This is a genomic window from Serratia sp. C2(1), from assembly GCF_036352655.1.
Classification (GTDB): Bacteria; Pseudomonadota; Gammaproteobacteria; order Enterobacterales; family Enterobacteriaceae; genus Serratia; species Serratia inhibens.
The window spans coordinates 939,950-954,817 of sequence record NZ_JAZFBA010000001.1; the positions used below are offsets into that span (position 1 = coordinate 939,950).

Below are 14,868 nucleotides of genomic sequence, written 5' to 3' on the forward strand. Positions count from 1 at the left end.
AAGCTAAATATCAGTTATTGACACTCAGGATCGCCTATGTCGCATTTTTTTATTTTATTCAGAGAGTTTGTGCGTTCCGTTGTTCGCTCACTCAAACATAATGCGTTATTCATCGCGTTAATACTCCCGCCTGCAGAGTTTGAACTCAAAAACGCACAATCCGCATCTCTGAATTTTAGCCAGGCGCGCTGCGCCTGAAGTAGCGCCTTACTTTTTTCAGGGGATGATTTTAACGTGTCCATGACTTTTTTATAGGCTTTATTCATCTCCCCATCTGCATTTTTGTAAGTCTGAGCAGCGCAATCATTCAGTTCAGCCTGACTTTGAGCTGTCTGCAAACAGTTGCTTTCAGATTTATCCGCTGCCAGCACACTGGTTGAAAAAAAGGCTGAGAAAATCAATGGAAGGGCGACAATACACATTCGCATATTTTAATATCCTTAAGTTGAGAAATTTTCATCTAATAATAGGAAAGTCTTTGGCGTTACGCCAACAGGATATCAGCTGATGCTCCTTAATGAAGGGAGAAGCGTGCATTTCAATCGTCAACGTTTACCGCCGCACGCTGTTGTTCCAGTAAAGCGATAAAACGCAGAATTAGGGCATTCATACGCAGCAGAGCCACCGTCGGTTCTGCCGAAGCAGGGGGATGTTGTTCCAACTGTTGGCAAAGATTGACCCCGCTTTGGTAGCCCGCCAGCGCAAAACTGCCTTTCTGCCGATGCAACAGCGCGGCGAATACGTCCGGCTGTGCGGTGGCGGCGAGCAGCTGTTGGCGGTCAGCGTCGCTGCTGCGTTGCAATTCGTCAATCAAGGTGGTCATGACCTGCGGCTGCCCGGCGGCCATCAATTGGATTTCCCGCATGTCCACACGAATGGCCTGTTGCTCCGACACTAAGGTGCGCAAATCCTGCTGGGTTAGCGGTTTGATCAGCACGGCGTCCATACCCGCCGCCAGACAGCGGTATTGCTCATCGTTAAACGCATTGGCGGTACAGCCGACGATCGGCAGATATCGACGGTAGCCTTGTTCTCGCTCTCTTTGCCATTGCGCCAGTTGATAACCGGTGAAAACCGGCATCTGACAATCGGTCAGCACCAAATCGAAGGGGGATTGCTCCAGCCATTGCAGCGCCTGGTGACCATTGTCACAGGTGGTGACCTGATGTCCGAGCTTTTCCAGTTGAAGTTTCATCACCGTCAGGTTTGCGGGCAAATCATCCACAACCAGCACCCGCAGCGAGTGTTCAACGAGGGGGACGGTGAGCATCTCTTGCGCCTCATCGCCTGCGGCGGTGCGAGGTAGCGTTAGCGTGAAAGAGAACCGTGAACCCTGCTGCGGCGTGGAGTCAATCCGTAACTCGCTGCCCATCAGTTGCACCAGTTGGGTACAAATCGCCAGCCCTAGCCCCGTACTGGCCGGCGCGTTGGCATCAACCTGAGCATAGGGTTGCAAAATCTTCTGTTGCAGGGGCGGTGCGATACCGATGCCACTGTCGCTGATACTGAACGTTAGATTGTCGTGATGGGGATCCTGTGGCTGTACATCGACCTGCAATGCCACAAAACCCCGTTCGGTATATTTGATGGCGTTGCTGAGCAAATTATTGAGAATTTGCGTCAGCTTGGCGCCATCCAGCAGATACTGATGCTGCCAGACGGCTTCGATATCGCTGTCCAGCCGCAGCGCTTTTTGCGCCGCCAGCGCGGCGTAGGTATCCAGCGCCTGCGTCAGCAAGAGATGCAGCTCTGTGGGGTGAGCCTGCAAGTGCATTTCACCGGCCTCAATCTTGGAAATATCCAACACATCCCCGACAATTTGCAGCAACTGGCGTGAGGCCGCATAGGCTATCGGTAGCGACGTCCCAGCGGCTTCGGGGCGCTGGGTTTCCAACTCAAGGATTCCGAGGATAGCGTTCATCGGTGAGCGAATTTCATGACTCATACGTGCCAGGAAATGACTTTTTTCGCGGCTGGCGTCGGTGGCCTGTTGCAAGGCATCGGCGAGATCGCGCTCCAGGCGTTTGCGCTCGCTGATGTCATACCAACCGAGCAGCAGCCCTTGCGGCGTCATACGGCTGTCACTGTAAGCCGCCAGCCATTGGGCGATTTCCCGTTGCGCTCCCTGTATCACCATTGCACGGTCGGAAAACTGCGGTTGCATATTGCCGATGGCCGCTATGCGCTCTTGTTGGCTGATGGCGGGAATAATCGGATTTCGCGCGGTAAATTGCTCCAGAGAATGCCCAATCACTTGCTGCTGCGTTAGCGTCAGTGACTTTAGCAAGGCCTGATTGCAATGGGTGATGTTACCGAGCGGATCACATACCAACAGTGGCGTTGGGATACTGTTGAGCAGCGTTTGCCAGTATTTCAACGCATCGCGCAAACCGCGTTCGGCACGGCGGCGGCGGAAAATTTCAGTCGACAGAAAACCGATCAGGAACAGCGACAGCGCGGCGCTGACCGCCGTCAGCGGCTTGAACCAGCGATCGCCGGCGGTGCCGCTCGGTTGCATCGCACTTAGCGTTGAGTTCAACAGCCAGCGTTCATTGATCGATTGTGCAACGCCTGCGGGCAGGGCGTCGATGGCGTGATTAATACGCTGCAACAGCGCGTCCTGACCCGGTGCCAGCCACAGTGGCTGGTTGCTGACGATTGCCGGCAGTGGGCGTACGCTCAGCCTGCCGGGGTAAAGATTGCTGGCTAACAACGCCGCCTGTGTGGCATCGCAGACGATGCCCTGCGCGGCGCCGGCATTCAGCAGCCGGATCGCTTCATGCAATGACGCCGCCTCAACGAGTTCCACGCCGGAGTAAGCCGCCAGTAATCCCGGCTGCGCCGGGCTGTGACGTAATATCAGCACCCGCTGATGACGCAGATCCAGCGACGCATCGTGCTGTAACGGCAACCGATCCTGGCGAACCACCAGCGCCCAGCGCTGTTGCAACAGCGGATGCGAAACCAGTATCCCCGGCGGTGGCGCTGAACTTTGCGGCGGCGGCAAGGCTACCTGGATACTTTGCGTATTCAACATCTGCGCCAGTTGACTGTGGCTGGATGCGGCCTGTGTGGTGAAGTGCAACCCATTTTGAGCCGCAAGGGCGCTCAGCAAATCTGTCGCCGCACCCTGCAGTTGATGGTTCGCATCAAAATCGCTGTAGGGCGGACGATCGTCGAGCAGACCGACGTGGATGTCCCCGGTTGCCCAGGCCCACGCAGGCAGTAGGGTGAGCAGCACCAGCCAAGGCCGTCTCATCTTCACAGCCCGGCTTCGCGCAAATAGGCGAACAAATCGACATCGGAGCTGACGCCAATTTTTAACATGGCGCTTTTCTTTTGTGCGCTGATGGTTTGTTTGGTTCGGCTGAGCATGGCGGCGATATGGTTAACGCTGTGGCCCTGGGCCAACAGGCGCACGACCTCCAGCTCGCGTGGGCTCATCGCCACTGTGGAGGGCGATGATACGGCGTTGCCCGGCGGTCGACGCCCCAGCTGTAACGCTTTCAGACAAGCGGTCAGCTCAGTGGTCAGGCTCTGCTTATTGATCACCGCTAACACGCCGGTAGCCAGAATGGAGTTGACCAGCCCGGGGTTGGTCATCACGGTAATGACTACAATCGGCAACTGTGGGTATTTGCGGCGTAGCGTGCTAATCAGCCGCAGACCGTCGGACTGCTGTTCACCCGGCATATTGAAATCAGTGAGCAGCACATCCGGCAATTTTTCCGCCAGTAAGGCCAACAGTTGATCCACCGTTTGCGCTTCACCGACGATCGTAAAATTATCGCCAAAGGCCGTGGTCACCACGGTTCGCAGACCAATCAGGAATACGGGGTGATCATCGGCTATTACCACGGTTTTTTGCACAAATGACTCCTCGGAACAGGCAATGCAATCAGTATAGTGAATCCGTTTTCGCCAGTGCCAATACGCCGGCTACCCCTTGTTGCGGATGGTGCAACAAACGGCATTCGACATGATGATAATGTGCATCGGGCAGCAGCAGGCGTAATGAGCAATGTTGCGGTGTATTCCGTGATTCGCTTGCGGTGCGCAGCAATGTTTTCAGCACCTCGCGATCGTCGGGGTGAACATGGGCCAACAGCAGCGTCAGATTGGCTAACTGACGTGGCGGCATGCCGAAAACGGCGTCGTGTGGCTGCCAATCCAACAGTTCAGCCTCCGCCGACAGACGAAAAAAGGCTGGGTGGCGCGTTTGCAGCAACGCGTTCAGCAATAGCTGCTGTTGTTGCGTCTGTTGGCGCCGGGAGCGATGTCGTTGTTCCCGCGTTGCCACTAACAAGCCTAGTGAAATGATCATCAGCAAGTACAACTGTGAAGCTTCGACCGCCTGCATGCCGGCCAACGCTGGGCGAAATGGGCCATAGCCATAGAGAGTGGCCAGGCTCACCAGCAGCGTGAGCAGAATAAAGTACAGCGCCAGCGGCAACAGGGGCAACAAAGCGGACAGCAACAGCGATAGCGCCAGCACGGAATACAATAAGGCGTTATTCAGCAGGTCGTTGCTTAACAGACTGGAAGGCAGAAAAAAAACGGCTATAGCTAACGGAAAAACCCACGCTGCAATAACGGCTTGTTGACGGGTGGGCCACTGCCACTGCCCACGATTCAAACGATGAATAATAAATAGCGGCGCGATCGCCAGGCAGCCGGTAGCATTGGAAATTCCCCAGCTGATGAAATGCGAAACCCGCGTCGGATAGCCGAGAGCTTTAAGAATTAAATCACTAAACAGACCGCCCACGGCGCTGGCAAGGTACACGCCGGCCAGCAAAAGCAACGTTTCTCCCGGGTGCGACAAGCCGTTTGAATAGCGGTGCAGCCCATTCCAGATTAACGCCAGCGGGCAAATGATCGCTAAATCGAGCAGGGCGAACGCCAGCGCAATATCCCAGGGGCGATCGTGCAGCAGGCTGACCGAAAAATGCAGTACGCCGGCGCTGATCGCCCACATCGGCCACTGTGCCGGGGAGCGGGTGCACAACACGCCCAGCAACAGGCCCGCCGGCAACCAAATGGTACTGGACAGGCTCCAGGGATCGCGTGTTTCGAGACTGATGGTGGCGAGCAAGAAGTAAACCGCGACAAATATCAGCCAACGCAACAAGCCGTAACGACGTGAGATACGCCCGGCGTCCATGTTTATCTCCCTTGTCGTCTTTGCGTAAAATGTTAACAACCCCTCTCTAGGTTTAGCTACGAATCGCTTTTCTGACTAGTCAGATACTCGTTGTTCCAACGCTTCTTTATACTTCATTCCAGGTTACGGTATCGCGCCGAATCGTCAATTTCCATCACTTAATTACTGAGGCTTGTCAGCTATGAAAAACATTCAATTGTTCGGTGGCATCGTATTGGTATTTGCAGCAGCTATGGTGCTGTTTTTTTCTTTAAGTTCTGTTGGCCATAGTGCACGTATCGCCGAGCCGGTATTTGTGATGAAAGAAGGTACGGTGTTATTTTCCATGAATGATGGCATGCAGTAAAACCGCCAATTTGATGGGCAATATCAACATGCGCGTGGTTTATTGCAGCAGGTCGCGGGAGAAATTGCGCAATAGTCTGCAGCCTATTCGCGGCGGCGATTATTTTCCTGAATGGCAGATAAGTTTGTTGCAGAGATTCTATTTCTTAAAACCGCAGAGTATACACTTTAAACTTTGCACTTTTGCACGCCCACACCGGGTATACGATGTTGTCACCCGGGGGCCAGGTTGCCAGACAAATGATGACGTTAGCACCGGTCGCGGCGGTGTTTCATGCGCCTTTTGAATACGTTGACGCTAAGCAGAAGAGAACGTTAATAGAAGTTGGCGGCAGTAGGGGTAGACAAAATTCCCGTCATGGATTAATCTACCATCTAGTAGGTTGGTTGTGGCATATATGAACCCTACATTTGAAATCACACTACATCTTCAGGAGTTGACATGACTAATTCAAAAAAACCTTTTGCTGACGCTAATGTTATTCGCGATACACGAGAAGCCATTCGCCGGCAGCCAGAACTGGGTAATCTCACCTTTAACATGAAGAGTAAATCCAACGGTGGGGTATCCGTCCGGATGGAAACTCATGCGACTATCCAGAATGGCCAGGTTGATACCAGCCGCTCCGGTAAATTTGCGAATGTTGGTGATGAACCCGCTGAGTTGTCGGGCACTGATAGCGGTATGGGCCCAGCTGAGTACATTTTGCAGGCTCTTGCCGGCTGCTATACCGCGACTCTGACCGTGATGGCGGCAGAAAAAGGCATTGAGCTTGATGGTATTGAACTTGACCTGAACTTCGACATCGATCTGAACGGTTTCCTGGGTCTTGACGATAAAATTCGTAAAGGGGCGAAAGGGATCCGTGTTGGCGTTAAGCTCTCCAGCCCAACCGCCCGCCGTGAACAGCTCGAAGAAATGGTTCGCGCGCTGCCGGAAAGTTCGCCGATCCACGATACTCTGGCAAACCCGGTCAAGATTGATACCCGGTTGGTGTAATAAAAGTCAGAGGGGAAAGTGATGGAATACGGTCATTTTCCCACGGCCTTATGGCTATTAACCCCCGCCAAAAACGCGTTATCAGAAGAAGGTTAAATCCCTGTTGTGAACTGATGTCCCCTTGCAGGGAACAACTGGCGCAGATAATATCTACCAACTAGTAGATTATAATTGTGAGGATGATATGTCAGTCATGACACGAGAAAGGCTTCTGAATGAAGCGGACCATCTGATGCGTGAACGGGGTTACTCTGCCTTCAGCTATGCCGATTTGTCAAAAAGCATTGGTATCACCAAGGCCAGTATTCATCACCACTTCCCAACCAAAGATGTTTTGGGCGAACAAGTGGTGATTCAGGCCCATACCGATACCAAAAACCGGTTTGAACAGATTGAAGCGACGGAGAATACGGTTGCGCAGATGCTTACCGCCTACGTGGAGCTTTTCATCGAAAGCTATCGCACGTCGCGTATGCCGCTGTGCTGTGCTTTATCTGCGGAAATGGCCAATCTGCCACCGAATATCAGAGTTCGGGCTACTGAATATTTCGATATGCAGATTGCCTGGCTGACCAAGATTGTCAGCCGTGGCGTTGATGCAGGGGAGCTGACAGCCGACCTGTCGCCATCAAAAATGGCGCTGCTTATTTTGAATTTATGCGAAGGCGCTAGCGTTGTTTCCCGGGCGATTAATAAACCTGAACTTTTCAACGATACGCTTGAGCAGATCCTAATGATTGTTAAACGAAAATAATTCTGGAGATGACCTCCCATGTTAGATTGGAATGAATATCGCTCAGAAGTGATGCAACGTGTTGGTGACCTGGGCAAACTAACCCCGGAAACGTTAAAGGGCGTTATGGCTCTGGGTAATGCCGGCAACAAGACCAATCTTCTTGGCGCGAAAGTGCGTGAACTGATTGCGCTGGCTTGTGCGGTGACGACTCGTTGCGATGGTTGTATTGCCGTCCATGCCGAAGCCGCTATCAAAGCCGGCGCAACAGAAGAGGAAATTGCAGAAGCCCTTGGTGTGGCAATCAACCTGAATGCAGGCGCTGCCGTGGTCTATTCCGCACGTACGCTGGATGCAATTAAGCAACTGAGAGCTTAATAGTTGTCGCGTTGAAAATATAAAAGGGCATTACTGCCCTTTTTTCAGTTCTGATAATGCTTGCTGATAAAACCCTGCCGATTTAACGCCCGGTATGACAAAGCCAGGCATAATGTGCTGATGACAGTAAGGTGAAGTCTGGACATTTACTCTTCTCCATCGGGGTGATTAACATCCCAATAAGGGCAGAGAAAGAACCCGCGCCGCCCTGAACCCACCAATTTTAGCTCCAGAACGCCCAAGAATGCATTCTGTAATATCCTGATTTTGCGGGCTGACTTCTTCAACGAGGGGATAACGATTAAAAAGGACAGCATGATTTGTTCATTCACTCATTGACCAATCAACTAGTAGGTAGGTATAGTGCGGCCATACGCTTAACCGGGATCAGGAAGCGATCTTCAGATCCTCAGCCCGTTAAGCATTAACTCCGGCCCCTGCGGGGCTTTCTCTCTTTCGCCTTGCGAGGTACACGATGAGTAAGTTGTTCACCCCCTACAATCTGTCAGGCATGCAGTTAAAAAACCGCGTGGTCATGGCCCCCATGACCCGCACCCGCACAATGAACGACGTGCCGGATGACGTCGTTGCACTTTATTACGCCCAGCGCGCCTCTGCGGGGCTGCTTATCACCGAAGGCATGCCTGTTTCTGAAGAAGGGCGCGGCTATTTGTATACCCCGGGGATCTACAACGCTGCACACGTTCAGGGTTGGCGCAAAGTGACCGATGCGGTACATGCGAAGGGTTGCCGTATTTTTGCTCAGCTGTGGCATGTGGGGCGGATGTCTCATACCTCTATTCAGCCGGGCAACATCGCGCCAGTTTCCGCCGGTACCGTACAAGCGGTTAACACCACCGTCTTTGCGCTGACCGAGTCAGGCGAACCGGGTCCTGTCGTTCCCAGCCAGCCGCGTGCGCTGGAAACCGCAGAAGTCCGCCGCGTTACCGCTGATTTTGTCCATTCAGCGCGTCTGGCAATGGAGGCCGGGTTTGACGGCGTGGAAATCATGGCGGCGAACGGCTTCATTTTCGACCAGTTCCTCAGCAGTGAACTGAACCCTCGCACTGATGAATACGGTGGCTCTGTGGAAAACCGTCAGCGGTTCCTGCTGGAAACGGTTGATGCCATTTCTGCGGCTATCGGCAGCAATAAGGTGGGTTTACGCATTTCACCGTTCGGGCGGATTTACGACCTGGCGCCTTATGAAGGTGAAGAAGAGATTTGGGCAAGTATCGCTGCGGCCCTCGGCCAACGTCAGCTGGCTTATGTACACCTCTATTATCAGCCTGTTTATACCCAGGCACCGGTTCCAGCCGGTTTCAAAGCCGCGTTCCGTAAAACTCTGGGGGGCACCGTTATTGCCGCTGGCGGCTTCACCCGCGAGATTGCCGAAACCGCACTTGAGGCAGACGAACTGGATCTTGTCGCGTTTGGCGTGCCGTATATTGCCAACCCCGATCTGGTCGAAAGAATGCACAACGGCTGGCCGAAAGCGATCGCACGACGTATTACGGCGTGACGGGGTCGCCGGAAAAAGGCTACACCGATTATCCCGCCTGGGAAGCCAACTAACGGCACGTAGCCGATGGTATTTGCGGTGCTCACATAAAGAGGCACCGCCGAGCGACATCAATGAGGTATTCAGGAGCCAATATGCAAACCCTTAAGCCGATTATTACGATAGATATCTGGTCAGATCTGGTCTGCCCATGGTGCTGGATTGCCAAAAAGCGTTTTGAAAAGGGCCTTGCCGCCTTTGAACATAAGGAGCAGGTCGTGGTCCGCCACCACAGTTTCCGTATTTCCGGCGACCGGCCTGCCGTGCCGTTCCGCAAAGCCCTTTACAAGAAGTTTGGCGGGGAGCACGGGGCGGAACTGATGATGAATCAGGTGGGCACGGCCGGTAAGGCGGAAGGGCTCCAGTATAACTTTGACACCATGCTCTTTGGCGATACCGAAGATGCCCACACGCTGCTCGCAGCCGCGCGTCGCGCCAATATGGGCGACGCCATGGCAGAGCGGTTTTATCGGGTCAGTGTGACTGAGGGGCGTTCCATTTTCGATCCGCAGGAGCTCATTGCGTTAGCTACCGAAGTGGGCATGTCCAGAGCCGACGCTGAAAGCGCCCTTGCCAATGAGGCCTTCCGTGCATCGGTGGCCGAAGATGAAGCCCATGCCCGGTCGATCGGGGTCAGCGGTGTGCCGCTGTTCCTGCTCAATGAAAAATATGCCATCAGCGGCGCGCAATCTGCGGACAACTTCCTGAACGCGTTGAAGCAAGTCTGGGAAGAAAAAGCGGCTGAATTGGCAAAAAACGACGGCCAGACCTGCGGCGCTGACGGTTGCAGCATCTGAAATCTGAACGAGCCGGCTGCATGATTGCCGGCAAATCTACCCTGCAAATAACGGAGTTCAAAATGAGCGATGACTTTAAAGGCAAAAAACTGCTTGTCGTGGGTGGCACCAGCGGCATGGGTCTGGAAACGGCGCGTAGGGTGCTGAAAGCCGGTGGCAGCGTGGTACTGACGGGCAATAAAAAAGACAAGGCAGAAGCGGTCCGCAAAGAGCTGAGCCCACTGGGTTCCGTGTCAGTGATTGCGGCAAACCTGATGACCGAAGAAGGCATGAACGCCATTCGTCAGGAGATTAATGCTAATCATCGCGATATTAACCTGATGGTCAACGCGGCCGGGATCTTCATACCGAAAGGTTTTACCGAGCATTTGGAAGCCGATTACGACATGTACCTGATGTTGAACCGGGCAACCTTCTTCATCACGCAGGATGTAGTGAAGAACATGCTGGCCGATGGACGTAAAGGGGCGATTGTTAACGTGGGCTCCATTGGGGCGCAAGCTGCACTCGGCGACTCACCGGCTTCCGCGTATTCCATGGCCAAAGCCGGCCTGCACGCGCTTACGCGTAATCTGGCCATTGAGCTGGCCGGTGCAGGTATCCGTGTGAACGCCGTCTCCCCTGGGATCGTGCATACCCCGATTTATGAAGGCTTCATGGCGAAAGAAGACATTGCCGGCGCGATGCAATCGCTGAACGCTTTCCATCCGCTGGGGCGTGTCGGCACGCCGGAAGATGTGGCCAATACCATCTTATTCCTGTTGTCCGACAAAACCTCTTGGGTGACTGGCGCCATCTGGGATGTCGATGCCGGTATCATGGCCGTTCGCAGATAAGCTCGTCATAACCTCGCAAAGCCGCCCCATATCATGGGGTGGCTAATAGTCATTTAGCTTGTAATTCAACCATGCTGAAAGTTAACATAATGAAAAAATTGAAATTTACCTTCAAAAATGCAGAGGGTGAAGAACGTGCCGGGTTGCTTGAATTGCCAGAAAATCCCAAAGCCTTTGCTCTGCTGGCACACTGCTTTACCTGCGGGAAAGATCTAAAAGGGGCTGCACGCATTGCGAAGAAACTGACAGAAAATTCAATCGCGGTGCTTCGCTTTGATTTCACCGGATTAGGCAACAGCGAAGGCGACTTTTCCAATACCAATTTTTCCTCGAATATTTCCGATCTGCTGTGCGCAGTCGATTACCTTCGTCGGGAATACGAGGCTCCTTCGCTGCTGATTGGCCACAGCCTTGGCGGTTCGGCAATCCTCTCTATTGCAGGCAAAGTGCCTGAGGCCAGAGCGGTCGTAACCATAGGTTCGCCAGGCGAATTGACGCATGTACAGCGGTTGTTCAAAGACAATATCGAAGATATCAGGAATCATGGCGCTTTCCCGGTAGAGCTTGCGGGGCGGGTATTCACCCTCAAAAAGCAAATGCTGGATAACATTCAGGAGCATAAAATAGCGGAAAAGGTATTTACCATGAATAAGCCGCTGTTGATTTTTCATGCTCCCAATGACGATACCGTGCTGATTGAACAGGCAGAGAAAATTTTTAAAGCCGCCAAACACCCCAAAAGCTTTATCTCACTGGGTGAAGCGGATCATCTTCTGACCCATACTCAGGATGCGGAATATGTTGCCGGGATTATCCTTGCCTGGAGTTCTGCTTACATTTAGAGGGCGCATAAGGCATTGCTCAACTTTCAGGCTTTTTACCTGAAAGTTGAGACCCATTAATTAATTTAACTTTATCGAACACTTATGTTCCTGGAAACATTGAAGCCACTTCACGGGCGGTATCGGCCAGAAGCTCGCCGTTTTTGTAACTCGCGGTCACTTCTCCATTCTTGCCGATAGCGGTTTTAGGCCGTTCAATAAACTGCCCCAGCGGAATCGCGTTCTCATCCAGTACCACCGCAAACGGAATTTTGACGTTATCGACACCAAAGTGTGCTTTAAAGACGGCTTCCGCCTTATCGCGCGTGACGATGCCCAAACGAATAGCCGGTGCTGACGCGGCAACGGCATGGATAACGGGCAAGTTTTTATGGCAGTCGGGGCACCACATTTCGGCTGCAACCAGAATGCTGTACGAACCCGGCAGGCGTGACAGCTTACCGATGACATCGTCAGGCAATGCCCCTTTGGCAAGCGCCTCAAAATGCCGCAATGCCTTGCTGTCTTCTTCTGTTCCGCCGGCAACAAATTCGCTGTAACCCGATGCGGCATCGAGCAGTGCTTTGAAATCTTGCATGTATTCTCCTTAGGTATTAGCCGGCACTCGGCATCACATAACTCGGGCAATGATAAAGGCCAATGGGATCTTTTTTGCAATTATTTCTGGCATGACCGAGAGATCCGGTGGTTTGTGATATAAAGGCCTGTAACGAGTACCTATTATAGGGAGATAAGAGTGAACAAATACCTCCTCGCGTTATCTGCTGCGCTTATCGGCACGCAGGTTCAGGCTGCAACGCCTGCTGAGCTTCCCGCACCGGTCAAACAGCTGGAAAAACAAGGTATTGAAATCATCAAACCCTTCACCGCTCCAGGTGGCGTTCAGGGATGGTTGGGAAAATACCGGGGAACGGGGGTGACAATTTATCTGACCCCCGACAAAAAACATGCCATATCAGGTTATATGTACGATGAGAACGGCAGTAACCTGAGCGAAAAAGTCATACAAGAGGAGATATACCTTCCTGCTGGCCGGGAGATGTGGCAAACGCTCTTAAAAGCGCCAGGCATCATGGAAGGCAGCGATAAGGCAAATTGCCAGATTGTCGTGTTTGCCGATCCTTTCTGCCCATATTGTAAAAAGTTCAGACAGGAAGTGCAGCCCTATATCAACGACAATAAAATTGCCATGAAAACGCAGTTGGTCGCTGTCATGCAGCCCGACAGCGGCCGTTACGCGGCGGCGATATTGTCTGCTGATAACCCCGCGAAGGTCTGGCAGAGTTTCGAGTTGTCTGGCGGCAAAAGCAAGCCGGCACTCCTGGAAAAAACGCCGCAACCGATTTTTTCCCAGATCCAGTACAACCAGAAATTGATGGACGATCTGGGTGCCAACGGCACACCGGCGATTTATTATCTGAACCATGCCAACACGCTTCAACAGATCGCCGGTCTGCCGGATAAAGAGCAAATGGCCAATCTTGTGGCTTGTAAATAGTTCGCATGCCGTTTGCAGGGTGACCGCAGCTCAGATCACCCTGCGTATTATCAGCCGTGTTGGCGCATAAAGCGTGAGCGCCAGGGTTTCAGCACCCAAAGGGCCAGTGCGGCGGTGATAAAATCAAAGGAAATCGCCATGCCAAAAACAACGTGCCATCCTTGCGTGTGCTGATAAAGCAGTGCCGCCAACGGGCCGCCAAAAATAGAACCGATCCCTTGCGACATGTACAGCCAGCCATAGTTGGCGGTGGCGTTTTGGCTGCCGAAGGTATCGGTTAATGTTGCAGGGAACAAAGAAAATATCTCCCCCCAACCAAAAAACACCACGCCGGAAAGTAAAACGAATAACAGCGGGTCCTCACGGCACATCAGCCACAGCGTCATTGCGACACCTTCGAGCGCAAAGGCGATAAACATGGTTTTTTCCCGGCCATAGCGATCGGAAATAAAACCGAACAACGGGCGAGTCAGCCCATTGGTGAAGCGATCGAGGGTTAACGCCAGGGGCAGCGCCGCCAGGCCGAAGACCACCGCCTGACTGATGCCAAAATCTTCCGCGAAAATAGCCATCTGTGACGTCACCATCAACCCAGAGGTGGACATCATTGCCATCATGACAAACATCAGCCAGAACAGGGGCTGACGCAGCATTTCTTTTGACGTGAACTGACGTTTGTTCTGCTCCAGCTTGGTGCTGGTCGGCTGTAAGTCAACATTGACCGGTACTTTCAACCCTTGGCTGGCCAGAAAGCCCACCAGGGCAAAGAGGCCGCCGAAGACCATCATGGTCTGATCCAGCCCGTAGCTGCCCAGAGAAATGCTGATGGGGAAGGTGGTTAAAATCGCCCCCATGCCATATCCGGCAGCCACGGCACCGGCGGCAAAACCGCGCTGTTGCGGAAACCACTTGACCATCAGCCCAACAACGCCGATATACACAATGCCGGTACCCAGTCCACCGAGACAGCCATACACCAGATAGAGCTCAGTCAGGCTGCTGACCTGGGATGAAATAATCCAGCTACATCCCGACAGCAGCGTGCCGATGGAGATTAATATCCGTGGCCCAAAGCGATCGATAAGCTTGCCCTGGAAGGGCGAAAAGAAGGTTTGCAATATGATGAGCAGCGAAAAGGTGACCTGTAACGCGGGCAGATCAACGCCCAGTTTGGCCGACAGCGATTTGGTCAATAATGTCCAAACATATTGTGGGCTGGAAATCGCCGCCATACAGATCAACCCCAACAGGAGTTGTGTCCACCGCTGATTGTTTTTTTCTATTACTGACTCGCTGACCAGGGTCATTTAAATCTCCCAAGATATAAGTGTTGTGTCTGTCGGTGTATCAGTGTGAGCATTAAGCGTGCCAGAATAAAAAATAAATAATAAAGTTGTTATTTAACAATCTGATGTATTTTGTTTTCTGTAATTAAAGATACGTTTAAATTAAATTTTGGTGGAATTGATAAATGATATTTCGCACGGGTATAGTGCAGATGAGCAACCTTAGTGCGGCATTAATTAATATAATCGATAGTTTAAGTATAAATATTCCTAAATAGGGGAAGGGAATAGCTAATGATGACGCCGTGACGTTATGCATGCCTTTATGATGAACCGCATGTTGGGGGAGTCTGTAGCGAAGCCTGCATACCAACCGGGCATTTATGTTGGGCGGAATGCGGTTTCGGCTCACGGCTGCCAGGCAACCA

Annotated in this window: 14 protein-coding genes and 1 pseudogene; 9 read left to right on the plus strand and 6 right to left on the minus strand. The window is 52.6% G+C overall.

Translation table 11 applies throughout. The annotated features are described in order from the left end of the window. Window positions 1-14: 14 nt before the first annotated feature. From V2S86_RS04295 to V2S86_RS04310, 4 genes are all read right to left on the minus strand, one after another. On the minus strand, window positions 15-428 hold the full coding sequence (locus tag V2S86_RS04295; RefSeq protein ID WP_330761381.1) for a lysozyme inhibitor LprI family protein: 414 nt from the start codon (window positions 426-428) through the stop codon (window positions 15-17). A gap of 110 nt (window positions 429-538) precedes the next feature. Next, on the minus strand, window positions 539-3,259 hold the full coding sequence (locus tag V2S86_RS04300) for an ATP-binding protein (protein ID WP_330761382.1): 2,721 nt from the start codon (window positions 3,257-3,259) through the stop codon (window positions 539-541). A gap of 2 nt (window positions 3,260-3,261) precedes the next feature. Continuing rightward, window positions 3,262-3,870 carry a response regulator transcription factor gene (locus V2S86_RS04305; RefSeq protein ID WP_330761383.1) on the minus strand — a complete coding sequence of 203 codons (609 nt, stop codon included), beginning with the start codon at window positions 3,868-3,870 and terminating at the stop codon, window positions 3,262-3,264. A 28-nt stretch (window positions 3,871-3,898) separates the two neighbouring features. Beyond that, window positions 3,899-5,164 carry an MASE1 domain-containing protein gene (locus V2S86_RS04310; RefSeq protein ID WP_330761384.1) on the minus strand — a complete coding sequence of 422 codons (1,266 nt, stop codon included), beginning with the start codon at window positions 5,162-5,164 and terminating at the stop codon, window positions 3,899-3,901. A 181-nt stretch (window positions 5,165-5,345) separates the two neighbouring features. Here V2S86_RS04310 and V2S86_RS04315 point away from each other — a divergent pair, with 181 nt between their 5' ends. The 8 genes and pseudogenes from V2S86_RS04315 (at window position 5,346) to V2S86_RS04350 (ending at window position 11,656) form a co-directional block, all read left to right on the plus strand. Further along, the gene (locus tag V2S86_RS04315; protein ID WP_158586341.1) at window positions 5,346-5,510 is read left to right on the plus strand and encodes a hypothetical protein; all 165 of its coding nucleotides are present in this window, start codon (window positions 5,346-5,348) and stop codon (window positions 5,508-5,510) included. A 441-nt stretch (window positions 5,511-5,951) separates the two neighbouring features. Next, window positions 5,952-6,509 carry an OsmC family protein gene (locus V2S86_RS04320; RefSeq protein WP_330761385.1) on the plus strand — a complete coding sequence of 186 codons (558 nt, stop codon included), beginning with the start codon at window positions 5,952-5,954 and terminating at the stop codon, window positions 6,507-6,509. Window positions 6,510-6,693: 184 nt separating this feature from the next. Continuing rightward, window positions 6,694-7,263: a TetR/AcrR family transcriptional regulator gene (locus V2S86_RS04325; RefSeq protein ID WP_330761386.1), complete on the plus strand. Its 570-nt coding sequence runs from the start codon at window positions 6,694-6,696 to the stop codon at window positions 7,261-7,263. 18 nt (window positions 7,264-7,281) lie between these two features. After that, window positions 7,282-7,620 (plus strand): carboxymuconolactone decarboxylase family protein, encoded by a 339-nt coding sequence (locus V2S86_RS04330; RefSeq protein ID WP_330761387.1) that lies wholly within the window; start codon window positions 7,282-7,284, stop codon window positions 7,618-7,620. A gap of 475 nt (window positions 7,621-8,095) precedes the next feature. Further along, window positions 8,096-9,195: pseudogene (locus V2S86_RS04335) on the plus strand (alkene reductase). An 81-nt stretch (window positions 9,196-9,276) separates the two neighbouring features. After that, the gene (locus V2S86_RS04340) at window positions 9,277-9,978 is read left to right on the plus strand and encodes a DsbA family oxidoreductase (protein ID WP_330761388.1); all 702 of its coding nucleotides are present in this window, start codon (window positions 9,277-9,279) and stop codon (window positions 9,976-9,978) included. 62 nt (window positions 9,979-10,040) lie between these two features. Next, the gene (locus tag V2S86_RS04345) at window positions 10,041-10,814 is read left to right on the plus strand and encodes an SDR family NAD(P)-dependent oxidoreductase (RefSeq protein ID WP_330761389.1); all 774 of its coding nucleotides are present in this window, start codon (window positions 10,041-10,043) and stop codon (window positions 10,812-10,814) included. An 89-nt stretch (window positions 10,815-10,903) separates the two neighbouring features. Continuing rightward, window positions 10,904-11,656, plus strand: a complete 753-nt coding sequence (locus V2S86_RS04350) for an alpha/beta hydrolase family protein (RefSeq protein WP_330761390.1) — start codon at window positions 10,904-10,906, stop codon at window positions 11,654-11,656. An 82-nt stretch (window positions 11,657-11,738) separates the two neighbouring features. Here V2S86_RS04350 and V2S86_RS04355 read toward each other — a convergent pair whose 3' ends face one another. Next, entirely contained in the window at window positions 11,739-12,233 is a 495-nt protein-coding gene (locus V2S86_RS04355) for a thioredoxin family protein (RefSeq protein ID WP_330761391.1), read from the minus strand. Between the two features lie 159 nt (window positions 12,234-12,392). Between V2S86_RS04355 and dsbG the strand changes: the two genes are divergently transcribed. Next, the gene (dsbG, locus tag V2S86_RS04360) at window positions 12,393-13,154 is read left to right on the plus strand and encodes a thiol:disulfide interchange protein DsbG (RefSeq protein WP_330761392.1); all 762 of its coding nucleotides are present in this window, start codon (window positions 12,393-12,395) and stop codon (window positions 13,152-13,154) included. Between the two features lie 50 nt (window positions 13,155-13,204). On the opposite strand, the gene oxlT is transcribed toward dsbG, so the two are convergent. Continuing rightward, on the minus strand, window positions 13,205-14,461 hold the full coding sequence (oxlT, locus tag V2S86_RS04365; RefSeq protein ID WP_330761393.1) for an oxalate/formate MFS antiporter: 1,257 nt from the start codon (window positions 14,459-14,461) through the stop codon (window positions 13,205-13,207). Window positions 14,462-14,868 lie beyond the last annotated feature (407 nt).

Excerpts from the sequence above, each read along its gene's own strand:
- oxlT (WP_330761393.1), bottom strand. The coding sequence starts at position 14,461 with ATGACCCTGGTCAGCGAGTCAGTAATAGAAAAAAACAATCAGCGGTGG.
- V2S86_RS04310 (WP_330761384.1), bottom strand. The coding sequence starts at position 5,164 with ATGGACGCCGGGCGTATCTCACGTCGTTACGGCTTGTTGCGTTGGCTG.
- V2S86_RS04325 (WP_330761386.1), top strand. The coding sequence starts at position 6,694 with ATGTCAGTCATGACACGAGAAAGGCTTCTGAATGAAGCGGACCATCTG.
- V2S86_RS04295 (WP_330761381.1), bottom strand. The coding sequence starts at position 428 with ATGCGAATGTGTATTGTCGCCCTTCCATTGATTTTCTCAGCCTTTTTT.
- V2S86_RS04315 (WP_158586341.1), top strand. The coding sequence starts at position 5,346 with ATGAAAAACATTCAATTGTTCGGTGGCATCGTATTGGTATTTGCAGCA.
- V2S86_RS04300 (WP_330761382.1), bottom strand. The coding sequence starts at position 3,259 with ATGAGACGGCCTTGGCTGGTGCTGCTCACCCTACTGCCTGCGTGGGCC.
- V2S86_RS04320 (WP_330761385.1), top strand. The coding sequence starts at position 5,952 with ATGACTAATTCAAAAAAACCTTTTGCTGACGCTAATGTTATTCGCGAT.
- V2S86_RS04330 (WP_330761387.1), top strand. The coding sequence starts at position 7,282 with ATGTTAGATTGGAATGAATATCGCTCAGAAGTGATGCAACGTGTTGGT.
- V2S86_RS04345 (WP_330761389.1), top strand. The coding sequence starts at position 10,041 with ATGAGCGATGACTTTAAAGGCAAAAAACTGCTTGTCGTGGGTGGCACC.
- V2S86_RS04350 (WP_330761390.1), top strand. The coding sequence starts at position 10,904 with ATGAAAAAATTGAAATTTACCTTCAAAAATGCAGAGGGTGAAGAACGT.
- V2S86_RS04355 (WP_330761391.1), bottom strand. The coding sequence starts at position 12,233 with ATGCAAGATTTCAAAGCACTGCTCGATGCCGCATCGGGTTACAGCGAA.
- V2S86_RS04340 (WP_330761388.1), top strand. The coding sequence starts at position 9,277 with ATGCAAACCCTTAAGCCGATTATTACGATAGATATCTGGTCAGATCTG.